Origin of the sequence: Klebsiella sp. HN106 (assembly GCF_051209435.1) — a bacterium.
Classification (GTDB): domain Bacteria; phylum Pseudomonadota; class Gammaproteobacteria; order Enterobacterales; family Enterobacteriaceae; genus Klebsiella; species Klebsiella oxytoca.
On the sequence record NZ_JBLURD010000030.1, the window covers coordinates 1 to 23,633 of the forward strand.

Annotated in this window: 20 protein-coding genes; 13 read left to right on the top strand and 7 right to left on the bottom strand. The window is 56.1% G+C overall.

Annotation, left to right across the window (positions count from 1 at the left end):
• Nucleotides 1-265 precede the first annotated feature (265 nt).
• Complete coding sequence (locus tag ACSIPU_RS29360) at nt 266-538, top strand: DUF3811 domain-containing protein (protein WP_004109613.1); 273 nt, start codon at nt 266-268, stop codon at nt 536-538.
• Here ACSIPU_RS29360 and rluF read toward each other — a convergent pair.
• Nucleotides 535-1,407, bottom strand: coding sequence for a 23S rRNA pseudouridine(2604) synthase RluF (gene rluF, locus ACSIPU_RS29365; RefSeq protein WP_004109615.1), 873 nt, complete (start codon nt 1,405-1,407; stop codon nt 535-537). The genes ACSIPU_RS29360 and rluF overlap by 4 nt on opposite strands.
• A gap of 470 nt (nt 1,408-1,877) precedes the next feature.
• On the opposite strand from rluF, the gene ACSIPU_RS29370 reads away from it, so the two are divergent.
• The 9 genes from ACSIPU_RS29370 to pepE all read left to right on the top strand — a co-directional run bounded on the left by ACSIPU_RS29370 (nt 1,878) and on the right by pepE (nt 9,637).
• On the top strand, nt 1,878-2,825 hold the full coding sequence (locus ACSIPU_RS29370) for a sugar-binding transcriptional regulator (RefSeq protein WP_016808447.1): 948 nt from the start codon (nt 1,878-1,880) through the stop codon (nt 2,823-2,825).
• A gap of 70 nt (nt 2,826-2,895) precedes the next feature.
• Entirely contained in the window at nt 2,896-3,699 is an 804-nt protein-coding gene (locus tag ACSIPU_RS29375; RefSeq protein WP_004109619.1) for an SDR family oxidoreductase, read from the top strand.
• A 9-nt stretch (nt 3,700-3,708) separates the two neighbouring features.
• Nucleotides 3,709-4,116, top strand: a complete 408-nt coding sequence (locus ACSIPU_RS29380; RefSeq protein ID WP_004109623.1) for a mannose/fructose/sorbose PTS transporter subunit IIA — start codon at nt 3,709-3,711, stop codon at nt 4,114-4,116.
• Nucleotides 4,116-4,610, top strand: a complete 495-nt coding sequence (locus ACSIPU_RS29385) for a mannose/fructose/sorbose PTS transporter subunit IIB (protein WP_017145135.1) — start codon at nt 4,116-4,118, stop codon at nt 4,608-4,610. The genes ACSIPU_RS29380 and ACSIPU_RS29385 overlap by 1 nt, the downstream gene beginning before the upstream one ends.
• A 186-nt stretch (nt 4,611-4,796) precedes the next feature.
• On the top strand, nt 4,797-5,594 hold the full coding sequence (locus ACSIPU_RS29390; RefSeq protein WP_004109631.1) for a PTS mannose/fructose/sorbose transporter subunit IIC: 798 nt from the start codon (nt 4,797-4,799) through the stop codon (nt 5,592-5,594).
• An 11-nt stretch (nt 5,595-5,605) separates the two neighbouring features.
• Nucleotides 5,606-6,430, top strand: coding sequence for a PTS system mannose/fructose/sorbose family transporter subunit IID (locus ACSIPU_RS29395; RefSeq protein ID WP_004109634.1), 825 nt, complete (start codon nt 5,606-5,608; stop codon nt 6,428-6,430).
• 176 nt (nt 6,431-6,606) lie between these two features.
• Nucleotides 6,607-7,839 carry an L-sorbose 1-phosphate reductase gene (sorE, locus tag ACSIPU_RS29400; protein WP_004109637.1) on the top strand — a complete coding sequence of 411 codons (1,233 nt, stop codon included), beginning with the start codon at nt 6,607-6,609 and terminating at the stop codon, nt 7,837-7,839.
• Nucleotides 7,832-8,641 (top strand): shikimate 5-dehydrogenase, encoded by an 810-nt coding sequence (locus ACSIPU_RS29405; RefSeq protein ID WP_004109640.1) that lies wholly within the window; start codon nt 7,832-7,834, stop codon nt 8,639-8,641. Before sorE ends, ACSIPU_RS29405 begins: the two co-directional genes overlap by 8 nt.
• A 306-nt stretch (nt 8,642-8,947) precedes the next feature.
• Nucleotides 8,948-9,637 carry a dipeptidase PepE gene (gene pepE / locus ACSIPU_RS29410; protein WP_196558283.1) on the top strand — a complete coding sequence of 230 codons (690 nt, stop codon included), beginning with the start codon at nt 8,948-8,950 and terminating at the stop codon, nt 9,635-9,637.
• A 243-nt stretch (nt 9,638-9,880) separates the two neighbouring features.
• Here the strand turns inward: pepE and ACSIPU_RS29415 are convergent, their stop codons facing one another.
• Both ACSIPU_RS29415 and metH read right to left on the bottom strand, forming a co-directional pair.
• On the bottom strand, nt 9,881-11,512 hold the full coding sequence (locus tag ACSIPU_RS29415) for a Na/Pi cotransporter family protein (RefSeq protein ID WP_004109645.1): 1,632 nt from the start codon (nt 11,510-11,512) through the stop codon (nt 9,881-9,883).
• Nucleotides 11,513-11,698: 186 nt separating this feature from the next.
• Nucleotides 11,699-15,382 carry a methionine synthase gene (gene metH / locus ACSIPU_RS29420; RefSeq protein WP_023320159.1) on the bottom strand — a complete coding sequence of 1,228 codons (3,684 nt, stop codon included), beginning with the start codon at nt 15,380-15,382 and terminating at the stop codon, nt 11,699-11,701.
• 196 nt (nt 15,383-15,578) lie between these two features.
• Here metH and iclR point away from each other — a divergent pair, with 196 nt between their 5' ends.
• Both iclR and ACSIPU_RS29430 read left to right on the top strand, forming a co-directional pair.
• Nucleotides 15,579-16,406: a glyoxylate bypass operon transcriptional repressor IclR gene (gene iclR / locus ACSIPU_RS29425; RefSeq protein ID WP_004117167.1), complete on the top strand. Its 828-nt coding sequence runs from the start codon at nt 15,579-15,581 to the stop codon at nt 16,404-16,406.
• 9 nt (nt 16,407-16,415) lie between these two features.
• Entirely contained in the window at nt 16,416-16,820 is a 405-nt protein-coding gene (locus ACSIPU_RS29430) for an ASCH domain-containing protein (RefSeq protein ID WP_123830354.1), read from the top strand.
• Nucleotides 16,821-16,834: 14 nt separating this feature from the next.
• Here the strand turns inward: ACSIPU_RS29430 and aceK are convergent, their stop codons facing one another.
• The 4 genes from aceK to metA all read right to left on the bottom strand — a co-directional run bounded on the left by aceK (nt 16,835) and on the right by metA (nt 22,877).
• Nucleotides 16,835-18,577 carry a bifunctional isocitrate dehydrogenase kinase/phosphatase gene (gene aceK / locus ACSIPU_RS29435; protein WP_023329116.1) on the bottom strand — a complete coding sequence of 581 codons (1,743 nt, stop codon included), beginning with the start codon at nt 18,575-18,577 and terminating at the stop codon, nt 16,835-16,837.
• 48 nt (nt 18,578-18,625) lie between these two features.
• Nucleotides 18,626-19,930, bottom strand: a complete 1,305-nt coding sequence (gene aceA / locus ACSIPU_RS29440) for an isocitrate lyase (RefSeq protein WP_024274896.1) — start codon at nt 19,928-19,930, stop codon at nt 18,626-18,628.
• A gap of 156 nt (nt 19,931-20,086) precedes the next feature.
• A complete protein-coding gene (gene aceB, locus ACSIPU_RS29445; protein ID WP_023320156.1) occupies nt 20,087-21,688 on the bottom strand; it encodes a malate synthase A in 1,602 nt (533 codons plus the stop codon).
• Nucleotides 21,689-21,947: 259 nt separating this feature from the next.
• Nucleotides 21,948-22,877, bottom strand: a complete 930-nt coding sequence (metA, locus tag ACSIPU_RS29450) for a homoserine O-acetyltransferase MetA (protein ID WP_004109666.1) — start codon at nt 22,875-22,877, stop codon at nt 21,948-21,950.
• A gap of 156 nt (nt 22,878-23,033) precedes the next feature.
• Here metA and ACSIPU_RS29455 point away from each other — a divergent pair, with 156 nt between their 5' ends.
• Nucleotides 23,034-23,471, top strand: coding sequence for an acetyltransferase (locus tag ACSIPU_RS29455; protein WP_032728766.1), 438 nt, complete (start codon nt 23,034-23,036; stop codon nt 23,469-23,471).
• Nucleotides 23,472-23,633 lie beyond the last annotated feature (162 nt).

Below are 23,633 nucleotides of genomic sequence, written 5' to 3' on the forward strand. Positions count from 1 at the left end.
TTTGCCAGGTCGAGACCAATACGTTTAATATTCATGATGGACACCTCCTCCAGTTAACTGTAGGTACACCTCAGTCTGGCACTTTGATGCCGTAAGGGGGAGGTGTCCATCACATCGGGCTACGGTCCGTGCAGCTTGCGGGTTTCGTAGCCCGGACAGGTGCGCAGCACCGCCTCCGGGATTTTCTGCGAGGCACAACAATTTACCGTGAGACGTCCGCCCCTTTACCGTACACTGAAGCCACAGGCTAACTGAGGGCACCACTATGGCACTCCCCCGCATCACTCAAAAAGAGATGACCGAGCGCGAACAGCGCGAACTGAAAACCCTGCTCGACCGCGCGCGCATCGCCCATGGCCGTCCGCTGACCAACGCGGAGACCAATAGCGTGAAAAAAGAGTACATCGATAAACTGATGCTCCAGCGCGAAGCCGAGGCTAAGAAAGCCCGCCAGCTCAAGAAAAAGCAGGCTTACAAACCGGATGCGGAGGCCTCATTTTCCTGGTCGGCAAATACGCCAACGCGCGGCAGACGCTAACGCCCTTTCTTTTTACGCCCTGGCGCAGTAAAGCGTTTGCCGTTCGACGCCGGACGGGAAGACCTCTCGCTGGTTTTTTCCATCGCGACTACCGGGCGCTTAATGCCGGCCGTTTTCGGCTTCGCCTTTGCCTTCGGTTTCGCCTCTGAAGACGAGTTCTCAATCAACTTGAAGAGATCGATCAGCTCATCGTCGGTCAGATCGCGCCACTCTCCCAGCGGGATCCCCGTCAGGCTGACGTTCATGATCCGCGTCCGCTCAAGCTTCGTCACTTCATAGCCAAAATATTCGCACATCCGGCGGATCTGGCGATTCAGCCCCTGAACCAGGGTAATGCGAAACACAAAAGGCGCTTCTTTTTTCACTTTGCACTTCTTCGTCACCGTACCGAGAATCGGTACGCCCGCACCCATTCCGCGAATAAACTCATCGGTCACCGGCTTATCAACGGTGACCAGATACTCTTTTTCATGGTCGTTACCGGCGCGCAGGATTTTATTCACCAGATCGCCATGGTTGGTCAGAAAGATGAGCCCCTGCGAGTCTTTGTCCAGACGGCCGATTGGGAATACGCGTTTGCTGTGGTTAACGAAATCAACGATGTTGTCGCGCTCCCCGTCTTCGGTAGTGCTGACGATGCCAACCGGTTTATTCAGCGCAATCAGTACTAAATCATCCGCTTCGCGCGGCTCAATCAACCGGCCATTGACCTTGACTACGTCGCCAGCTTTAACCTGGTCGCCAATAGTGGCGCGTTTGCCGTTGATAAAAACGTTGCCTTGTTCGATAAAGCGATCGGCTTCACGGCGCGAGCAAATTCCGCTTTCGCTGATGTATTTATTGAGTCGGGTTGACGAGTCGGGCAGCATAACTTCTCCTGAAACACTTCATCCTTCAAGTTGTCTCTGCGATGGCTACACTCACTGATCCCAGTCACATAGATTTCTATGCTGCCGGGCGTCGCTCCCTTGCCGCCTTGATAAAACTTGAATGCTTTCTGTTTAAAAACGAAATATACCCTACCTTGCAGGCGATAAAAAAGAATCGCGCGCTCGCCGCCTGACGCTAAATGTGATCTGTCCCGCCTTTCAACACAAAAGTGTACTTCAGAAAGCCCAGCAACTTTGCCCGGCGAAATAAAGCAGAATCAGGCCCTTATCACTTACGGCACAAACGTGCCGGAAACCGGCGATTAGCAACGCAAATGTGCAACAGAAACGGTCAGAAGGTTGCTATGAAAAAGAGGAAAATTTCTTTAAAGCGGGCGCCTGATGGGGTTATATCAGATCGTGAGCGCTAATATCTGATTTGCACAAATGTGCAGGAGCCGACAGTGACGATGGAAAACAGCGACGATATTCGTCTGATCGTAAAAATCGCCCAGCTCTATTATGAGCAGGATATGACCCAGGCGCAGATTGCCCGCGAGCTGGGGATATATCGCACCACCATCAGCCGTCTGCTGAAGCGCGGCCGCGAGCAGGGCATCGTCACTATCGCCATCAACTATGACTACAACGAAAATCTGTGGCTTGAGCAGCAGCTGAAACAAAAATTTGACCTCAAGGAGGCGGTGGTGGCGGCCTGCGACTCGCTGCTGGAGGAGGATCAGCTCAATCTTATCGGCCTGCATGGCGCACAATTGGTCGACAGGCTGCTGGAGCCGGGCGATATCGTCGGTTTCTCCTGGGGGCGTGCGGTACGCGCGCTGGTGGAGAATCTGCCGCAGGCCAGCCAGTCCCGTCAGGTTATCTGCGTCCCGATTATCGGCGGCCCCTCCGGCAAGCTGGAGAGCCGCTACCACGTGAATACGCTGACCTACGGCGCCGCGGCGAAGCTGAAAGCGGAATCGCATCTCGCCGATTTCCCGGCGCTGCTGGATAACAAATTAATTCGCAACGGTATTATGCAATCCCAGCACTTTAAAACCATTGCATCTTACTGGGATAACCTGGACGTCGCGCTGGTGGGGATCGGTTCACCGGCTATCCGCGACGGCGCCAACTGGCATGCGTTTTACGGCAGCGAAGAGAGCGACGATCTCAACGCCCGCCAGGTCGCCGGTGATATCTGCTCGCGCTTTTACAATATTGATGGCGCGCTGGTAGAAACCGCCATGAGCGAGAAAACGCTGTCTATTGAGATGGCGAAACTCAGGCAGGCGCGTTATTCGGTAGGTATCGCCATGGGCGAGGAAAAATACTCCGGTATTCTTGGCGCCTTAAATGGACACTATATTAACTGTCTGGTGACGAATCGAGAAACCGCCGAGTCGCTACTGAAGTAAATTACAACGATATGATTTCACGCAGCGCTGCTGCGGGGAATCCCTTTATCTGAAGAAACAGGAGTCGATAATGGATACGTGGTTAAACTTAAAAGATAAAATTATTATTGTTACCGGTGGCGCATCAGGAATTGGCCTGGCGATTGTCGATGAATTATTAGCCCAGGGCGCAAATGTGCAGATGAGCGATATTCACGGCGGCGATAAACATCAGCTCGGTGAAAATTATTGTTTCTGGCCAACAGATATTTCCAGCGCCAGCGAAGTGAATAATACCGTCGACAGTATTATTCAGCGTTTTGGCCGTATTGACGGACTGGTTAATAACGCTGGCGTCAACTTCCCGCGTTTATTAGTCGATGAGAAAGCGCCGTCCGGCCGCTATGAATTAAATGAAGCGGCATTCGAAAAAATGGTCAATATCAATCAAAAAGGCGTATTTCTGATGTCACAGGCGGTAGCCCGCCAGATGGTTAAACAGCGCAGCGGCGTGATTGTTAACGTCTCGTCGGAAAGCGGCCTCGAAGGCTCTGAAGGCCAGAGCTGTTACGCCGCGACTAAAGCCGCGCTGAATAGCTTTACCCGCTCATGGTCGAAAGAGTTAGGTAAACACGGTATTCGCGTCGTGGGCGTTGCGCCGGGCATTCTGGAAAAAACCGGGCTGCGCACGCCTGAGTACGAACAGGCGCTGGCCTGGACCCGTAATATTACCGTCGAGCAGCTGCGCGAAGGCTATAGCAAAAATTCGATTCCGATTGGTCGTTCGGGTCGGCTCAGCGAAGTCGCTGATTTTGTTTGCTATCTGCTCTCAGATCGCGCCAGCTATATCACCGGAGTCACCACTAACATCGCGGGCGGAAAAACGCGCGGCTAAGGGGGAAAAATGGTTAACGTCATCTTCTGCGCCCACGGCCAGCTGGCCTGCGCCATGCTCGACTCGGTGCGCATGGTTTACGGCGATGTCAACGTCAGCGCCGTGGAGTTTGTACCGGGTGAAAACGCGGGCGACATCGCCGGTAAGCTTGAAAAGTTGGTAAGTACTCACAAAGACGAAGAGTGGCTTATTGCCGTCGATTTACAGTGCGGCAGCCCGTGGAATGCCGCCGCCGGGCTAGCGATGCGCAACCCGCAGCTCCGGGTCATCAGCGGCCTGTCGCTGCCGCTGGCTCTGGAGCTGGTCGATAATCAGCAAACGATGAATGCAGAAGCGCTGTGCCAACACCTGGAACTTATCGCCAGCCAGTGCTGCGTCACCTGGCGGCAACCGGAAACCGTTGAGGAGGATTTCTGATGAACATTACGCTCGCGCGCATTGACGACCGTTTGATTCACGGCCAGGTCACCACCGTTTGGTCAAAAGTGGCCAACGCCCAGCGCATTATTATCTGTAATGACGACGTGTATAACGACGACGTTCGCCGCACGCTGCTTCGCCAGGCCGCGCCGCCGGGCATGAAGGTCAATGTGGTGAATATCGAGAAAGCCGTCGCCGTTTATCACAACCCGCAATATCAGGGCGAAACGGTTTTTTATTTATTCACTAATCCGCAGGACGTATTAACTATGGTGCAGCAGGGGGTGAAAATAGCCACCCTGAATATTGGCGGTATGGCCTGGCGACCGGGTAAGAAACAATTAACCAAAGCGGTGTCATTAGACGCAGCGGATATTAATACCTTTCAGCAGTTAGATAATCTGGGGGTTAAACTTGATTTACGCGTCGTAGCCTCAGATCCGTCGGTTAATATTCTCGATAAAATAGCAGAGCAGTCCGTTACAGAATAATAAAACGCGCCTTTTATTTCACCCTGGCATTCTGGCTGCATCGCGGCGGCAAATGAGAAAGTCACCAGCAGCATAGATTACTATGCGACTGGGGCGAGAGAATGCAGTCAACAAAGAGGCAGCCTGAAGAACATCGTGTAAATGCCGTAAAAGGCAGGGATTTCTATACCCTCAAGGTGACAAATTATGGAAATAAGTACCCTACAAATAATAGCCATATTTATTTTTTCCTGTATTGCCGGAATGGGCAGCGTGCTGGATGAATTCCAGACTCACCGTCCATTAATCGCCTGTACCGTGATTGGCTTAATTCTCGGCGATTTAAAAACCGGAATTATGCTCGGCGGGACGCTGGAGCTCATCGCGCTCGGCTGGATGAACGTCGGCGCGGCGCAGTCTCCGGATTCGGCGTTAGCCAGCATTATTTCCGCCATCCTGGTGATCGTTGGCCAGCAAAGCATCGCTACCGGAATAGCGATTGCGCTGCCGGTCGCGGCCGCAGGCCAGGTACTCACCGTGTTCGCCCGCACCATTACCGTGGTGTTCCAGCACGCGGCGGATAAGGCCGCGGAAGAGGCACGCTTCAGAACAATCGATCTGCTGCATGTGTCGGCGCTGGGCGTTCAGGCGCTGCGCGTCGCCATTCCCGCACTCATCGTTTCTCTGTTTGTCAGCGCGGATATGGTCAGCAATATGCTCAACGCCATTCCGGAATTCGTCACCCGCGGTCTGCAAATCGCCGGCGGTTTTATCGTGGTGGTCGGCTACGCCATGGTGCTGCGCATGATGGGCGTGAAGTATCTGATGCCTTTCTTCTTTCTCGGCTTCCTCGCGGGCGGCTATCTCGACTTTAGTCTGCTGGCTTTCGGCGGCGTGGGGGTCATCATCGCGCTGATTTATATCCAGCTCAACCCGCAGTGGCGTAAACCTGAACCGCAGGCCGCCGCCCCCTCTTCCACCGCCCTTGACCAGCTTGACGACTGATGGAGCCCAACATGGAACAGAAAAAAATTACCCAAGGCGACCTGGTGAGCATGTTTCTGCGATCCAACCTGCAGCAGGCGTCATTCAACTTCGAGCGTATCCACGGGCTTGGTTTCTGCTACGACATGATCCCGGCCATCAAGCGCCTCTACCCGCTGAAGGAGGATCAGGTTGCCGCGCTGAAGCGCCATCTGGTGTTCTTCAATACCACTCCGGCAGTCTGCGGGCCGGTTATTGGCGTGACCGTCGCGATGGAGGAAGCGCGGGCCAACGGCGCCGCTATTGACGATGGCGCCATCAACGGGATCAAAGTCGGCCTGATGGGGCCGCTGGCAGGCGTGGGCGACCCGCTGGTATGGGGCACGCTGCGGCCAATTACCGCCGCCCTCGGCGCCTCGCTGGCGCTCTCCGGAAATATTCTTGGTCCGCTGCTGTTCTTCTTTATTTTCAACGCGGTTCGTCTGGCGATGAAGTGGTACGGACTGCAGCTTGGCTTCCGTAAAGGGGTCAATATCGTCAGCGATATGGGCGGTAACCTGCTGCAAAAACTGACCGAAGGCGCCTCCATTCTTGGCCTGTTTGTGATGGGCGTGCTGGTCACCAAGTGGACCACCATCAACGTCCCGCTGGTGGTCTCGCAAACCCCGGGCGCCAACGGCTCAACCGTCACCATGACCGTACAAAACATCCTCGATCAGCTTTGCCCCGGCCTGCTGGCTCTGGGCCTGACGCTGCTGATGGTGCGCCTGCTCAATAAGAAAGTGAACCCGGTCTGGCTGATTTTCGCCCTCTTCGGTTTGGGGATTATCGGTAACGCACTGGGCTTCCTGTCCTGATTATTCCGCCCGGCGATGCCGGGTCTACTTCAACAAGTTAACCCCAAAGATGGCGCAGTACGGCGAGGCGGCAACTGAATTTATCCCTGGGAGCGTGGATTCACTGCGTGATCCGGGGACATGAAGGAAGCCAATACAGCCGTAATGCGAAAGATGAAGGGGGTGAGGTGGTAAACATGCAAACAACAACAGCCCTGCGCCTGTACGGCAAACGCGATCTGCGCCTGGAAACCTTTGCACTTCCGGCGATGCAGGATGATGAAATTCTCGCCCGGGTGGTCACCGACAGCCTGTGCCTCTCTTCGTGGAAAGAGGCGAACCAGGGCGAGGACCACAAAAAGGTGCCTGATGATGTGGCGACTAACCCGATCATCATCGGCCATGAGTTCTGCGGAGAGATCATCGCCGTCGGCAAAAAATGGCAGCATAAGTTTCACGCTGGCCAGCGCTATGTGATTCAGGCCAATCTGCAGCTACCGGATCGCCCGGACTGCCCCGGTTATTCCTTCCCGTGGATCGGCGGCGAAGCCACCCACGTGGTGATCCCTGACGAGGTGATGGCGCAGGATTGCCTGCTCACCTGGGAAGGCGATACCTGGTTTGAAGGTTCGCTGGTGGAGCCGCTTTCCTGCGTAATCGGCGCGTTCAACGCCAACTATCATCTGCAGGAAGGCAGCTATAACCATGTGATGGGCATTCGCCCGCAGGGGCGCACCCTGATCCTCGGCGGCACCGGCCCGATGGGTCTGCTGGCTATCGACTACGCGCTGCATGGCCCGATCAACCCGGCGCTGCTGGTGGTCACCGACACCAATAAGCCAAAACTCAGCTATGCGCGCCAGCACTATCCCTCCGAGCCGCAAACGCTGATTCACTATCTGGATGGGCACGACGCCAGCCGCGAAACGTTGATGGCGCTCTCCGGCGGCCACGGTTTTGACGATATTTTTGTCTTCGTCCCTAACGAACAGCTCATCACTCTGGCATCCTCGCTGCTGGCCCCGGACGGCTGCCTGAACTTTTTTGCCGGCCCGCAGGATAAGCAGTTCAGCGCGCCGATCAATTTTTACGATGTGCATTACGCCTTCACTCACTACGTCGGCACCTCCGGCGGCAATACCGACGATATGCGCGCCGCCGTAGCGCTGATGCAGGCAAAAAAAGTCCAGACTGCAAAAGTGGTGACCCATATTCTGGGGCTGAATGCGGCGGGCGAGACCACCCTGGATTTACCGGCGGTGGGCGGCGGTAAGAAGCTGGTTTATACCGGGAAAAACTTCCCGCTGACGCCGCTGGGAGACATTCGCGACCCGCAGCTGGCGGCGATTATGGAACGTCACCACGGTATCTGGTCAAAAGAGGCGGAAGAGTATCTGCTGGCCCACGCGGAGGATATTGCTCATGATTAATCGCGATACGCAGCTATGCATGTCGCTGGCCGGTCGCCCGGGCAACTTCGGTACCCGCTTTCATAACTATCTGTATGAAAAACTCGGGCTGAATTATATCTATAAAGCCTTTACTACCCAGGATATTGCCGCAGCGGTGAAGGGCGTCCGCGCATTGGGCATCCGCGGCTGCGCGGTCTCAATGCCGTTTAAAGAGAGCTGCATAGCGTATCTTGACGCGCTTGCCCCTTCGGCAAAGGCGATTGATTCGGTCAACACCATCGTCAACGACGACGGCAGGCTAACCGGGTTGAATACCGACTACATCGCGGTGAAAAGCCTGATTGACAGCCATCAGCTCGACTCCTCTGCCAAAGTGATGATCCAGGGCAGCGGCGGGATGGGCAAAGCGGTCATCGCCGCCTTTCGCGATGCCGGTTTCCGCGATGTGATTATCGCCGCCCGCCATCGCGATCGTGGACTGGTGCTGGCAAAGCAGTACGGTTTTCAATGGCAGCCAAAGCCGGAAGGGATCGCGGCGGATATTCTGGTTAACGTCACGCCGCTCGGCATGGCGGGCGGTGCGGAAAGCGAAACCCTGGCCTTTAGCCCGACGATGGTGGAACGGGCCGACGTGGTATTTGACGTGGTCGCTCTGCCGCCGGAAACCCCGCTCATCAAACTGGCGAAGAAGCGGGACAAACACGTTATCAGCGGCGCGGAGGTGATTGCCCTGCAGGCGGTGGAGCAGTTTGCGCTCTACACCGGCGTGCGTCCGGACGCGGCGCTGGTCGCTGAAGCCGCGGCCTTTGCCAGAGGATAAGGGCAAACGAAGAGCGCCAGGGAGGGCGCTCTAATAACCATTGATCGGAAAGTCGATTGCAGCGCGCAGCGCAGCCCTTCCCTTGCCTGTGAATCATCACGTGAAACTAAGCGGTTCCCGCTAACCTGTCACGCCCGGTAGAGTCACTCTGCGAGGTACTTTCCAGATTAATTCGGAGAATCCCTGCGCCAAAAATCGCCGCTCCGCTTTGCTCAGCGCGTCTCAGCGTGAGCCACGTCAGCAAGCGGTGAGATATCCTGTGATAACATCCCAGCCCGAATAATCATCTGGTCAAATGGAGAAATTATGGAACTGCTGCTATTGAGTAACTCAACGCTGCCGGGCAAAGCCTGGCTGGAACATGCGCTGCCGACCATTGCCGGGCAGCTAAATGGCCGCCGTTCCGCGGTATTCATCCCTTTTGCCGGGGTGACGCAAACCTGGGATGATTACACCGCGAAAACCGCCGCCGTCTTCAGCCCAATGGGCGTTACGGTTACCGGTATTCACAGCGTCGCGGACCCGGTTTCGGCGATTGAGAACGCGGAGATAGTTATCGTCGGCGGCGGCAATACCTTTCAGCTGCTGAAAGAGTGTCGCGACCGCGGCCTGCTGGCGCCGATTGTGGATGTAATGAAGCGCGGGGCGCTGTATATCGGCTGGAGCGCGGGCGCTAACCTTGCCTGCCCAACAATTCGCACCACCAATGATATGCCGATTGTCGACCCTAACGGTTTTTCTGCGCTGGGGCTGTTTCCGCTGCAAATTAACCCCCACTTCACCAACGCGCTGCCGGAAGGCCACAAAGGGGAAACTCGCGAACAGCGGATTCGCGAGCTGCTGGTGGTTGCGCCAGAGCTGACGATTATCGGCCTGCCGGAAGGCAACTGGATACAGGTGACGCAGGGCCACGCCACTCTCGGCGGCCCGAATCCGACGCTGGTTTTCAGAGCCGGAGAGGAAGCGGTAACCCTGAACGCAGGCCATCGTTTCTGACCCCCCGCCCTTGTCCCGGAGGCGGCGCTACGCGCCTGTCCGGGCTACCCTCCCACAGACGACGCTGACCCCCGTAGCCCGGGCAAGGCGCTTTGCGCCGCCCCCGGGAGCATGAGCGCAGAGTGGCAGAATTTCCCGGAGGCGGCGCTGCGCATCTGTCCGGGCTACCAGCCCGCAGACAACGCTGAACCCGTAGCCCGGCTAAGCGCAGCGCGAGCCGGGAATGTAAGGCGGCGTCAGCGCTTAATAATCATCGCGCTCATCGTCCTCATCCGGCTGCTCCATCACGCTATAGGCTACCGAGCAGAACAGCGAGTTCAGACGCTTCATATCGCCCAGCAGCGCCAGGTGCAGCGTACTGGTTTCGATACTCTGCACGTTTTGCTGATGCAGGCGATCAACGTGAGCATGCGAGTAACGACGGTTCATAATGCGAAAACGGTGTTTGCTACGGCGCAAGCGGCGGGCGCTCGGTACGTCGCCGGAAAAGAAAACCGACATCGCCAGCTGTAGATTGCTGAGCAGCTGATCGTAGAGCGCATCCAGCTCTTTCAACCCCTCCATGGAGAACGCGCGCCGCGCGGCCAGCGATTTATCGGCGATTTCGCTGCCCATTCGTTCAACGATATCTGAAGCCTGCTCGAGGTTGAGCGCCATTTCGATAATTTCCGCCCAGCGGCGGGATTCCTCATCGGCCAGCTCCTCTTTTGGCATCCGCGCCAGATAGAGCTTAATCGCGGTGTAAAGTACGTTGATATCGTCCGCCAGCCGCCGCAGCTCTTTCTCTTCACGCGGTTCACCGTGCATCACTTTATGCAGGCTTTCCAGCATCTGCTCCATGGCATCGCCGATACGCAGGGTTTCGCGGGCGGCGTTAGCCAGCGCCAGAGCCGGGGTGTCCAGCGCTGAAGTATCAAGATGCTTTGGCTTCAGTCGTGCATCCAGCTCCGGCTCATCGCGAATCAGTCGCTTACAGAGGTTAGCCATCGGCCCGGCGAACGGCACCATGGCGATACAGCGGATCAGGTTGTAGAAGACGTGGAAATAGATAACCAGTTCGGATTTTTGCAGCGGAAGCTCATCCATAACGTTTGCCAACAGATGGACAAACGGCAGGATAATCAGACTACCCACCAGCTTAAACAACAGGCTGCCGAGCGCAACGCGGCGCGCGGCGGCATTAGCGCCGCTGTTGTTTAGCATCGCCAGCAGCCCGGATCCGAGGTTGGCGCCAATCACCAGGCACAGCGCCACCGGGAACGAAATCACGCCGGTGGCGGTTAACGTAGCGGTCAGCAGCACCGCTGCCAGGCTTGAATAGCTGATGATGGCAAATACCGCGCCGATCAGCGCATCCAGCATAATATCGCCGGTCAACGAGGCGAAAATCACCTGCACGCCGTTAGCCTGGGTGATGGGATGCACCGCCTGAACGATCAGCTCCAGCGCCAGCAGAATCAAGCCCAGGCCAATCCCCACGCGCCCGAGCTGGCCCGCACGCGTTTGCTTGCGTCCAAGGAAGAAAATGACGCCGATAAAAATCAGCAGCGGCGAAAGCCAGGACAGGTCGAAGGTCAGCACCCTCGCCATCAGCGCGGTACCAACGTCAGCGCCCAGCACCATCACCAGCGCAGGGGCTAACGCCACCAGATCCTGGGCGACAAAAGAGGTGACCAGCATGGTGGTGGCGTTGCTGCTCTGGACCAGAGCGGTAACCCCGATCCCCGCGCAGAAGGCGAGCGGTTTTTTCTCCACGCTGCTGCTGAGCACACTTCTCAGGCGAGCGCCGTAGACGCGCATCACGCCGGTACGAACAATATGGGTGCCCCACACCAGTAGAGCGACGGCGGACAACAGGTGTAGCAGAGTTAACACGGAATCAGCTTCTCCTTATATTTATTTGTTCCAGAAACTCATAAACCGTTACAGGCCGGATAGCGCTTCGCTTATCCGACGGCAACGATCGCAAGCTCCCTTCAGTATAAGGGTTTATGCACAATAAAGAGACAGGGCGCTCGTTGAGCGCCCTGTTAGTTGTAAGGAAAGATAACGGCTGGTGGATCAGTCGGCATCGTAACCGAGGTTCGGCGCCAGCCAGCGCTCCACTTCCGCCACGCTCATCCCCTTACGTAACGCATAGTCCTCCACCTGATCGCGCTGAATTTGCGCTACCGCGAAGTACTTACTGTCCGGATGGCTGAAGTACCAGCCGGAAACCGACGCGCCGGGCCACATAGCAAAGGATTCCGTCAGCTTCATGCCGGTACGTTTTTCCACCTCCAGCAGCTCCCAGATGGTCGCCTTTTCGGTGTGCTCCGGACAGGCGGGATAGCCCGGCGCCGGGCGTATTCCCTGGTAATTCTCGCGGATCAGCTCCTCGTTGCTGAGGTTTTCGTTCGCCGCATAGCCCCAGTAGACCTTACGCACCCGCTCATGCAGATACTCGGCGAAGGCTTCCGCCAGACGGTCGGCAATCGCCTTCACCATAATCTTGTTATAGTCATCGTGCTGTGCCTCCCAGGCGTCGGCCAGCGCGTCTTCCTCAAGGCCGCCGGTCACCGCAAAGGCGCCGATATAGTCCGCCTTCCCCGACAGCTTCGGCGCGACAAAATCCGCCAGGCAGTAGTTGGCAAAGCCGACTTTCTCGGTCTGCTGGCGCAGATGATGCCCCACCGTCAGCACATGAGTCCGGGTTTCATCGCGATAGATTTCAATATCGTCGCCGACGCGGTTAGCCGGGAACAGCCCCACGACGCCGCGTGGATTAAGGGCCTTCCCGGCACTGAGCTTATCCAGCAGTTCGTTGGCGTCTTTAAACAGGCGCTGTGCCTCTTCGCCCACGATTTCATCTTCCAGAATGCGCGGATACTTACCGGCCAGCGACCAGGTCATAAAGAACGGCGTCCAGTCGATATAATTACGCAGGGTTTCAATACTGGCTTCCACCTCATGCACGCCCAGACGATGAGCCACCGGCGGGGTGTAGCTTGCCCAGTCAAAGGCCAGGTCGTTATCGCGCGCGGCTTCCAGCGTGACGGGGGGAGTGCGCGGCTTTTTACGTCCGTGCTGAATACGCACCGTTTCGTACTCTTTGCGGGTACGGGCGACAAAATCATCGCGCTGGCTATCGGACAGCAGGGCGGCGACCACGCCGACGGTGCGCGAGGCGTTCTGCACGTAGACCGTCGGGCCGCTGTAGTTCTGCTCGATTTTCACTGCCGTATGCGCTTTCGAGGTGGTTGCGCCGCCGATCAGCAGCGGAATAGTAAAGCCCTGACGCTCCATCTCCTTCGCCACGTTGACCATCTCATCCAGCGACGGCGTAATCAGCCCGGAGAGGCCAATCAGGTCGGCGTTAACCTCGCGGGCGGTTTTCAGGATTTTATCCGCAGGCACCATCACGCCCAGATCGACGATTTCATAGTTATTACACTGCAGCACGACGCCGACAATATTCTTGCCGATATCGTGAACGTCACCCTTCACGGTGGCGATGACCATCTTGCCGTTGCTGGAACCTTTCTCTTTGCTGGCCTCAATATAGGGTTCGAGGTAGGCCACCGCCTGCTTCATTACGCGGGCGGATTTCACCACCTGAGGCAGGAACATTTTCCCTTCACCGAACAGATCGCCAACCACGTTCATACCGTCCATCAGCGGTCCTTCGATAACCTCGATCGGGCGCGCGGCCTGCTGTCGGGCTTCTTCGGTATCGAGCTCAATAAATTCGGTAATGCCTTTAACCAGCGAGTACTCGAGACGTTTTTTGACGTCCCAGCTGCGCCATTCCGCCTGCTGGGCGTTGGCGGTATCGTCAGTTTTGCTGCCGCGATATTTCTCCGCCAGATCCAGCAGGCGTTCGGTGCCATCATCGCGGCGGTTCAGAATCACATCTTCAACCGCGTCGCGCAGCTCGGCGGGAAGGTCGTCGTAAATTGCCAGCTGTCCAGCGTTGACGATACCCATATCCATGCCGTTACGGATGGCGTAGTAGAGGAATACTGCGTGAATCGCCTCGCGCACCGGGTCGTTACCGCGGAAGGAGAACGACACGTTAGAGACGCCGCCGGAGATCAGCGCGTGCGGCAGTTCGCGTTTGATATCTTCACAGGCGCCGATAAAGTCCTGGGCATAGTTGTTGTGCTCTTCAATTCCGGTCGCCACGGCGAAAATATTCGGGTCGAAGATGATGTCTTCCGGCGGGAAGCCCACCTCTTCGGTAAGAATGGTGTACGCCCGGCGGCAAATTTCAATTTTACGTTCGCGGGTATCGGCCTGACCCACTTCATCAAAGGCCATCACCACGACGGCGGCCCCGTAGCGGCGCACCTTTTTCGCATGCTGGATAAACGGCTCAACGCCCTCTTTCATCGAGATGGAGTTAACGATGCCTTTGCCCTGAATACACTTCAGGCCCTTTTCGATAACCTCCCATTTGGAGGAGTCGATCATAATCGGCACGCGGGCGATATCCGGCTCACCGGCGATCAGGTTGAGGAAACGCGTCATCGCCGCTTCGGCGTCGAGCATCCCCTCATCCATATTGATATCGATAATCTGTGCGCCGCTTTCCACCTGCTGGCGCGCCACATCCAGCGCTTCGTTATATTTTTCTTCTTTAATCAGGCGTTTGAATTTCGCCGAGCCGGTAACGTTGGTGCGTTCGCCGACGTTCACAAACAGGCTGTCATCGCCGATATTCAGCGGCTCAAGGCCGGAAAGACGGCAGGCGACGGGGATCTCCGGCAGCTGGCGCGGCGGCAGGCCGGCCACCGCGCGGCTCATGGCGGCGATATGTTCCGGCGTGGTGCCGCAGCAGCCGCCGACAATATTCAGGAAGCCGGCCTCCGCCCATTCGCGAATTTGCGTCGCCATCGTGTCGGCGTCCAGATCGTATTCACCAAAGGCGTTCGGCAGACCGGCGTTCGGGTGGGCGGTGACGTAGCATTCGGCGATACGCGACAGCTCCTGCACGTACTGGCGCAGTTCGTCCGGCCCCAGAGCGCAGTTGAGGCCGAAAGTGAGCGCATCGGCGTGGCGCAGCGAGTTATAAAAGGCTTCGGTGGTCTGGCCGGACAGCGTGCGACCGGAGGCGTCGGTGATGGTGCCGGAGATCATAATCGGCAGATCGACCCCCAGCGCTTCAAACTCCTCTTTGACCGCAAAGATCGCCGCTTTGGCGTTGAGGGTATCGAACACCGTCTCAATCAGAATCAGATCCGCCCCGCCTTCCACCAGCGCTTTGGTGGATTCACGATAGGCTTCCACCAGCCCGTCAAAGGTGATGTTGCGAAAGGCCGGGTCATTGACGTCAGGAGAAATGGACGCAGTGCGGTTAGTCGGGCCGAGAACGCCTGCCACGTAGCGTGGTTTTTCCGGCGTGCGCGCGGTCCAGGCATCAGCGCTGGCGCGGGCCAGTTTCGCCGCCGTAAAGTTGATTTCCGCCGACAGGGATTCCATCTGGTAATCCGCCATCGCGATGGTCGTCGAGTTAAAGGTGTTGGTTTCAATGATATCCGCCCCGGCCGCAAAATAGGCATCGTGGATGGCGGTGATCACTTCCGGCTTGCTGAGAACCAGCAGGTCGTTGTTGCCCTTCAGGTCGCACGGCCAGTCGGCAAAACGCTCGCCGCGGAAGTCCTGCTCACTCAGACGATAGCTCTGGATCATGGTGCCCATGCCCCCATCCAGAACCAGAATACGTTCTTTTAACTGCTGATGCAGTTGCTCAACTTTGCTGCTCACACTCGCTCCCGACAACGCTCAACCAGACCGAAAAAACTCAACGGACCATACTGGCACAAACCGAAGGGGTGGAAAAGAGAACAGCGGGCAAGATGAGACATGTTCAGCTTCACTCATCCGATCAGTCGGGTAGTGATTGCATTATCGCCAAATAAAACGAAAATCATTTCCACGATACAGAAAAAAGGAGTCCGCGATGGCGACCCCCGCTCCCGCAAAACGCGGCAGAAAACCTGCCGCCTCCGCCGCCGCTCCGGCCGGCGGGCAAGTTCAGTCCCTGACCCGCGGCCTGAAGCTGCTCGAATGGATTGCTGAATCTCACGGCAGCGTGGCGCTGACCGAACTGGCCCAGCAGGCCGGCTTGCCTAATTCCACCACCCACCGCCTGTTAACCACGATGCAGCAGTTGGGTTTTGTTCGTCAGGTCGGTGAACTGGGCCACTGGTCGGTGGGCGCCCATGCTTTCGTCGTCGGCAGCAGCTTCCTGCAAAGTCGTAACCTGTTGGCGATCGTCCATCCGATTTTGCGTCAACTGATGGAAGACTCCGGCGAAACGGTTAACCTCGCGGTGCTGGACCCGAGCGATCATCAGGCGATCATTATCGATCAGGTGCAGTGTACCCAACTGATGCGTATGTCGGCGCCGATTGGCGGTAAGCTGCCGATGCACGCTTCTGGCGCCGGTAAGGCGTTTTTGTCGCAGTTGAGTGAAGATCAGGTCACCGGCCTGCTGCACCGTCAAGGTCTGCACGCTTACACCCACGCTACGCTGGTATCGCCGGTGCATCTGAAAGAGGACCTGGCCCAGACGCGTAAGCGCGGCTATTCGTTTGATGACGAAGAACACGCGCTAGGACTGCGCTGCGTAGCGTCATGCATTTATGATGAACATCGTGAGCCGTTCGCCGCTATCTCTATTTCCGGGCCCATTTCCCGCATTACCGATGACCGCGTGACCGAGTTCGGCGCCATGGTGATCAAAGCGGCGAAAGAAGTGACGCTGGCGTATGGCGGAGTGCGATAAATGAGCGATCTGAAATCCTACTGGCAGGATAAATACCCTTCTGCTTTTTGCTGGTCTTTCGGCGATTCAGCGGAGCTGGCCGACGAGCTGGCGGCCCTGGTCATCGCGGGGAAGAAGCGCGGCACCTGCGGTTCGCTTGCCAGCTATCAGCAGGAGCAGCCGCCCGTGACGCCGGGGGCATATCACATTGTGCTGGACGGCCAGGGCAAAGCCGTCTGCGTGATACGCACCCTGTTGCTCAGGCTGATCCGGTTTAATGAAATGAGCCCTGAGCTCGCCGCGCTGGAGGGCGAAGGTGATTTGAGCCTCGCTTACTGGCAATCGGCGCATCAGGCATTTTTTGAACGCGAAGGCACCTGGGCGCCGGATATGGAGCTGGTGTACGAAGAATTTGCGGTTATAGAGGCCGCCTGAACCTGGCCGCCTGTTTACCCTGCCTGTTGCAGGTTGCCATAACGCACGCAAAAGCGCTGACGGCGACGATAGGCGTAGACGTCTTCCACGTGGCCGTTGCGAATACGGTTTTGCAGCTCCCGCCAGTAGTCGGCGCGCAGCAGGTCGGCGTGCATCTCTTCAAATAGCGGCCCGATACGCGGGTCGGCGCACAGCCAGTGGCGAAACTCCTCCGGAAAAACATCGCCCGGCGAGACGCTGTACCAGGGCTCGCTGGCAAGCTCATCTTCCGGATAGCGCGCTGGCGGGATCTCGCGGAAATTCACCTCCGTCATATAGCAAATTTCATCGTAATCGTAGAACACCACCCGGCCGTGACGCGTAACGCCAAAATTCTTAAATAGCATATCGCCCGGGAAAATGTTGGCGGCAGCCAGCTGACGAATGGCGTTCCCGTACTCCTCGACTGCATCACGCAGCGCCTGCCCGTCAACCTGCTCCAGCCAGATATTCAGCGGCACCATCCGCCGCTCGATATACAGATGGCTGATCGCAATCCGATCGCCGAGGTCGGTAATTTTCCCACCTGCTTCGGTTTGTAACAGGGCCATCAGCTCGGGCGCAATTTGCCGTTTCTCCAGCACGAAGTTCTCAAACTCCTGGGTGTCGGCCATCCGTCCCACGCGGTCATGCTCTTTGACCAGCTGGTAACAGGCGCGCACGTGAGCGGCAGTCATCTCTTTCTGCGGCGCGAAGCGGTCCTTGATGACCTTAAATACCCGGTCAAAGCCCGGCAAGGTAAACACCAGCATGACCATCCCGCGGATCCCCGGCGCTTCAACAAATTGTTCATTGCTGCGGGAAAGATAGTGCAGGTATTCCCGATAGCTTTCCGTTTTCGCATGCTTCTGGCAGCCAATCGCCATGTACAGTTCGGCGGTGGTTTTACCCGGCAGAATCTCGCGCAGCCACTCGACCAGCGCGCCGGGCTGCGGCGCGTAAACCATAAAATAGGAGCGGGCGAAGCCAAAAACGATACTGGCTTCGGCATGCGTCGTCAGGCAAGCATCGACAAACAGTTCGCCTTCATCGGTACGATGGATTGGCAGAAGAAAAGGCAGCGTGGCCATCGGCGTAACCAATTTGCCTACCAGCCAGGCTGCCTTATTGCGGTAAAAAAGTTCATTCGCCACCTGTAGATACGACCGGGAGAGCAGCTCGCCGCCAAGCGCTTCCTGCAGGCAAACGGTGATATACCCGATATCGCGCGCTCTGTTTTGCCACGGCAGGCGGAGAGGAAGATCGGATAACACTTTGCGTAATAACGTGTCCCAGCCGCGCTCGGGAAAGAAATCTTTCGCCAGCGGCCGCGGTATAGAGCGCAGGCGCCGCTCGGGCTGCGAGCTGAAAATAAAAAGCCGCTCGGGAGTCAGCGAGCGGTGGTCAAACAACCGACAATAGACGGAATTGAAAAAGCTCTCCGCAATTTCGAAGCGAGGGTAATCCGGCAGCAGGCGGGTATAGTGTTCTTTTACCCGCAGCAAAAAGTCGCTATCGGTATTTTTGCCATCGGTAATGCAGCGCAGCTGCTCGACGACCAGGCCGACATGGTGATCGTAGAGATGGATGCGCTGCTTCATCGCCTGCTGGACGGCATGCCAGTCGGCCTGTTCAAAGCGCTGCTGGGCGCCGGAAGTGACTTCAAGAAAACGACCGTACTGGGCGTCGAAACCCTGCAAAATAGTTTGCGCAATCAATAATTCCAGGCCACGTGTCATACCTTCCCCTCTCTCCCTCTCCCCCGGAGAGAGGGAGAGGGGAAATGATCAGAACTGATCTTCTTCTGTAGAGCCGGTTAACGCCGTTACTGATGAGGTTCCGCCCTGGATAATGGTGGTGACCTTATCGAAGTAGCCAGTCCCGACCTCCTGCTGATGGGAGACAAAGGTATAGCCATCTTTCGCCGCCGCGAATTCCGGCTGCTGAACCTTCTCAACGTAGTGCTTCATCCCCTCGCCCTGGGCGTAAGCGTGAGCCAGATCGAACATGTTGAACCACATGCTGTGAATACCGGCCAGGGTGATGAACTGATATTTGTAGCCCATATCCGCCAGTTGCTGCTGGAAGCTGGCAATGGTTTTATCATCCAGCTTTTTCTGCCAGTTAAACGACGGCGAGCAGTTATAGGCCAGCAGTTTGCCCGGATATTTCGCATGGATCGCATCGGCAAAGCGCTTCGCCAGCTCAAGGTCCGGGGTGGAGGTTTCACACCACACCAGGTCGGCATAGGGCGCGTAGGCCAGCCCGCGGCTGATCGCCTGTTCGATACCGGCATGGGTGCGGAAGAAACCTTCGCTGGTACGGTCGCCGGTAATGAACTGACGATCGTAAGGATCGCAGTCTGAGGTAATTAAATCCGCCGCATCGGCGTCAGTGCGGGCAATCACCAGCGTTGGCACGCCCATTACGTCTGCCGCCAGACGCGCGGCAACCAGTTTCTGAATCGCTTCTTGCGTGGGAACCAGCACTTTGCCGCCCATATGGCCGCATTTCTTCACCGAAGCCAGCTGATCTTCGAAGTGTACGGCCGCTGCACCGGCCTCAATCATCGATTTCATCAGCTCAAACGCATTAAGCACGCCGCCAAATCCCGCTTCCGCATCGGCGACGATCGGCAGGAAATAATCGGTATAACGCGGATCGTTCGGTTCAATACCCGCAGACCACTGGATCTGATCCGCGCGGCGGAAGGTGTTATTGATCCGATCGACCACGGCCGGTACTGAGTTAGCCGGATAGAGCGATTGATCCGGATACATGCTGGAGGCCAGGTTGGCGTCCGCCGCGACCTGCCAGCCAGAAAGGTAAATCGCTTCAATGCCCGCTTTCGCCTGCTGTAACGCCTGGCCCCCGGTCAGCGCGCCCAGGCTGTTGACGTAGCCTTTTTTCGCTTCGCCGTGCAGCAGTCGCCACATCTTTGCCGCGCCCAGCTGCGCCAGCGTACATTCCGGGTTAACGGAGCCGCGTAGCTTCACCACGTCTTCGGCGCTGTATGGGCGAGTAATGCCTTCCCAGCGCGGGTTGGTCCACTCTTTGTTTAATTCTTCGATTTGTTGGGTACGGGTTTTCATGTGCAGATGCTCCATATTATTTTCCTGGCTTCCCAGGCATTATTGGTGATGACAGTTTGGTCACGGCCAGCGCGCAAAAACCGGAGCGTACTTATAGTACGTGAGGATTTTGAGTACTGCCCGGGGCCAAAATGGCAAACAAAGTAGCCTGGGCCGTCAGGCCAGCAGGCGGTAACCCGGCAAAGTCAGGAAGTCAATGAGCTCATCGGAAGTGGTGATCTGTTCCATCAGGCGCGCGGCCTCGTCAAAGCGCCCGCTGCTGTAGCGGTGCTCGCCCAGTTCGTCCTGAATCACCCGCATCTCTTCGGCCAGCCACTGGCGGAACAGCGCTTTAGTTACCGGTTGACCGCTGCTGAGCGTTTTCTCGTGATGGATCCACTGCCAGATTGAGGTACGTGAGATCTCGGCCGTTGCCGCATCCTCCATGAGGCCATAAATCGGTACGCAGCCGTTGCCGGAAATCCACGCCTCGATGTACTGCACCGCCACGCGAATGTTGGCGCGCATGCCCTCTTCGGTTCGTTCGCCCTCGCAGGGGGCCAGCAGCTGTTCAGCGGTAATTGGCGCATCGTCTTCACGGGTGACAAATAGCTGATTTTTGTTCTCACCGAGCACGCCATTAAAGACGGCCATCGCGGTGTCAGCCAGACCGGGATGCGCAATCCATGTGCCATCATGGCCGTTATTCGCCTCCAGCGATTTGTCCGCTTTTACCTTGTTCAGCACCTGATTGTTCCGCTCAGCATCTTTGCTCGGAATAAAGGCCGCCATGCCGCCCATCGCAAATGCGCCGCGCTTATGGCAGGTCTTAATTAACAATCGTGAGTAGGCACTGAGGAATGGCTTATCCATCGTCACCACCTGACGATCCGGCAGAACGCGGTCCGGGTGATTCTTCAGCGTTTTGATATAGCTGAAGATATAGTCCCAGCGCCCGCAGTTCAGACCCACAATATGGTCGCGCAGGGCATGCAGGATTTCGTCCATCTGGAATACGGCGGGCAGCGTTTCAATCAGCAGCGTGGCTTTGATAGTGCCGCGCGGCAGCTCAAAACGGTCTTCCGTAAAGCTAAAAACTTCACTCCACCACGCGGCTTCCTGCCAGGCCTGGGTTTTCGGCAGATAGAAATAGGGCCCGCTGCCTTTTTCCAGTAACGCTTTGTAGTTATGGAAGAAATAAAGAGCAAAGTCGAACAGGCTGCCGGGAATGGCTTCCCTGCGCCATGTCACGTGTTTTTCCGGCAGATGCAGGCCGCGCACGCGACAGATCAGCAGCGCCGGGTTCGGTTTAAGCTGATAGATTTTGCCAGCTTCATTGGTATAGCTGATGGTGCCGTTAACCGCATCGCGCAGGTTAATTTGCCCCTCAATGACTTTGCTCCATTCAGGCGCCAGTGAGTCTTCGAAATCCGCCATAAAGACTTTTACGTTCGCATTCAGCGCATTGATCACCATCTTACGCTCTACCGGACCGGTGATTTCCACCCGGCGATCCTGCAAATCCACAGGGATACCGCGAATTTTCCAATCACCATTACGAATGGAAGCTGTTTCCGAAATAAAATCAGGTAGCTTACCGTCATCAATTTCCTGCTGCTGCTGGAGACGCGCCGCCAGGAGTTTATTGCGCTCAGGCGTAAAGCGGCTCACCAGTTCAGTCAAAAATTCGACTGCCTCAGGCGTTAAGATTTGCTTCTCCTGGTCGCCATATGGCTGGCTAAAAGCCAGTTCGTCAGTAATTGTCGCCTGCTGCGTCATGTGCTGCTCCTCTTGGTTGATCCAGTTGGCGCGAACGTAAGATCGTTGTGTAGTTTTCGTTCAGCACAATTAAGACTACGCATTTATTTTTCAAAATCAAAAACAATTTCCATTTTTAATTTAATTATCATTTAACCTATTGATAACAATATAAATAAAGTTTAATCACAATATGAGCCGCATTTCGGAAATAAAAAAGGCACCCGAAGGTGCCAGAGGCAAAATGCTGAAACGCTTTAGGATCGCGTTGTGTAGAAGATTAATCCAGAGTCGGATTCATATGGCGTAGATCGTATGGCGTGATCTGGTAGACGTAATAATTCAGCCAGTTGATAAACAGTAGATTGCCATGGCTTCGCCAGGTGGCGCGCGGTTTGTTCTGCGGATCGTTTTGCGGGAAATAATTGTGTGGAACCTGGGGATCGAGGCCCGCTTCCACATCGCGGAAGAACTCGCTGGCCAGGGTGTTTGCATCATATTCTGGATGACCGGTCACGAAGGCGATACGCTTGTCTTTGCTGGCGAACAGGTAGGCATCGCCCTCTTCCGTTTCCGCCAGAATTTCCAGGTCGGTGTAGTCGCGTATCAGCGCCGCCGGAAAATCGGCATAGCGCGAGTGCGGCGCGAGAAAGCTATCGTCAAAGCCGCGGGTTAATAAAGCATGTGGTTGCAGGATATGGTGTTCGTAGACGCCGGAAATCTTCTCAGAGCGCGTCTGTTTAGGGATACCATAGAGGATATTGAGGGCCGCCTGTACAGCCCAACAGACAAATAGCGTTGAGGTAACATGATCTTTAGCCCATTCCAGCACCTGTTTGATCTGCGGCCAGTAGGCAACGTCATTAAACTCAACCAAACCTAAGGGCGCGCCGGTAACAATCAGGCCATCAAAATTCTGATCGCAAATATCTTCAAAGTTGCAGTAGAAGTTGTTCAGGTGTTCCGCTGGGGTATTACGCGATTCGCGAGCATCGATGCGCAGCAGCTGGATATCAAGCTGCAGAGGAGAGTTGGAAAGCAGTCGCAAAAACTGATTCTCAGTCTCGATTTTCTTCGGCATCAGATTAAGGATGAGCACCTTCAGCGGGCGGATTTCCTGAGTCGTCGCGCGAGTTGTCGTCATCACAAAGACGTTTTCATTACGCAAGAAATTGACGGCCGGTAGCTCGTCCTGCACCCGAATTGGCATAGCTTTATTACCTCATAACATACGTATAAACGTTTAGACATCCAGACAGCTGAAGATACCCAGGAATAATGTGAATGTCGAGCCTGCAAATGCAGGGTGAGAAAATTTCACGGAGATATTTACGTTAGAATATAAGAACAAATAAAAGGAGCACGTATGGTTATTAGTATCCGCCGTTCACGGCATGATGAAGGGAAAAAACTGATTGCGATCTGGTGTCGATCGGTCGATGCAACGCACGGTTTTTTATCAAAAGCATATAGAGCGGAGCTGGAAGAGCTGGTGAGCTCGTTCTTACCCGAAGCGCCGCTGTGGGTAGCAGTAACGGAGAAAGATGAGCCGGTCGCCTTTATGCTTCTAACGGGGGAACATATGGATGCGTTATTTGTTGATCCTGCTGTTCGCGGCTGTGGCGTGGGTAAGCTTTTGATTAAACACGCCTTGTCGTTAGCGCCCAGACTGACGACTAACGTTAACGAGCAGAATGAACAAGCGGTGGGATTTTATAAGAAAATGGGCTTTAAGGTGACAGGCCGTTCTGAAACGGACGATCTTGGAAAACCGTATCCGTTATTGAATTTGGTACATGAGTAATGAAAAGGCCGGATAAGGGTAGACCGATGTCCGGCAGTTTCAGACGACAAAAACGCAAAAAGCCCATCCGTCAGGATGGGCTCTTCACTTGTTTGATGCCTGGCAGTTCCCTACTCTCACATGGGGAGACCCCACACTACCATCGGCGCTACGGCGTTTCAC

What these genes read in the sequence shown, in the direction of transcription:
- rluF (WP_004109615.1), bottom strand. Translation starts at nt 1,407, where the DNA reads ATGCTGCCCGACTCGTCAACCCGACTCAATAAATACATCAGCGAAAGC.
- ACSIPU_RS29375 (WP_004109619.1), top strand. Translation starts at nt 2,896, where the DNA reads ATGGATACGTGGTTAAACTTAAAAGATAAAATTATTATTGTTACCGGT.
- ACSIPU_RS29390 (WP_004109631.1), top strand. Translation starts at nt 4,797, where the DNA reads ATGGAAATAAGTACCCTACAAATAATAGCCATATTTATTTTTTCCTGT.
- ACSIPU_RS29405 (WP_004109640.1), top strand. Translation starts at nt 7,832, where the DNA reads ATGATTAATCGCGATACGCAGCTATGCATGTCGCTGGCCGGTCGCCCG.
- iclR (WP_004117167.1), top strand. Translation starts at nt 15,579, where the DNA reads ATGGCGACCCCCGCTCCCGCAAAACGCGGCAGAAAACCTGCCGCCTCC.
- ACSIPU_RS29455 (WP_032728766.1), top strand. Translation starts at nt 23,034, where the DNA reads ATGGTTATTAGTATCCGCCGTTCACGGCATGATGAAGGGAAAAAACTG.
- pepE (WP_196558283.1), top strand. Translation starts at nt 8,948, where the DNA reads ATGGAACTGCTGCTATTGAGTAACTCAACGCTGCCGGGCAAAGCCTGG.
- ACSIPU_RS29395 (WP_004109634.1), top strand. Translation starts at nt 5,606, where the DNA reads ATGGAACAGAAAAAAATTACCCAAGGCGACCTGGTGAGCATGTTTCTG.
- ACSIPU_RS29385 (WP_017145135.1), top strand. Translation starts at nt 4,116, where the DNA reads ATGAACATTACGCTCGCGCGCATTGACGACCGTTTGATTCACGGCCAG.
- ACSIPU_RS29380 (WP_004109623.1), top strand. Translation starts at nt 3,709, where the DNA reads ATGGTTAACGTCATCTTCTGCGCCCACGGCCAGCTGGCCTGCGCCATG.
- ACSIPU_RS29360 (WP_004109613.1), top strand. Translation starts at nt 266, where the DNA reads ATGGCACTCCCCCGCATCACTCAAAAAGAGATGACCGAGCGCGAACAG.
- sorE (WP_004109637.1), top strand. Translation starts at nt 6,607, where the DNA reads ATGCAAACAACAACAGCCCTGCGCCTGTACGGCAAACGCGATCTGCGC.
- metA (WP_004109666.1), bottom strand. Translation starts at nt 22,877, where the DNA reads ATGCCAATTCGGGTGCAGGACGAGCTACCGGCCGTCAATTTCTTGCGT.
- aceB (WP_023320156.1), bottom strand. Translation starts at nt 21,688, where the DNA reads ATGACGCAGCAGGCGACAATTACTGACGAACTGGCTTTTAGCCAGCCA.
- aceK (WP_023329116.1), bottom strand. Translation starts at nt 18,577, where the DNA reads ATGACACGTGGCCTGGAATTATTGATTGCGCAAACTATTTTGCAGGGT.
- ACSIPU_RS29370 (WP_016808447.1), top strand. Translation starts at nt 1,878, where the DNA reads ATGGAAAACAGCGACGATATTCGTCTGATCGTAAAAATCGCCCAGCTC.
- aceA (WP_024274896.1), bottom strand. Translation starts at nt 19,930, where the DNA reads ATGAAAACCCGTACCCAACAAATCGAAGAATTAAACAAAGAGTGGACC.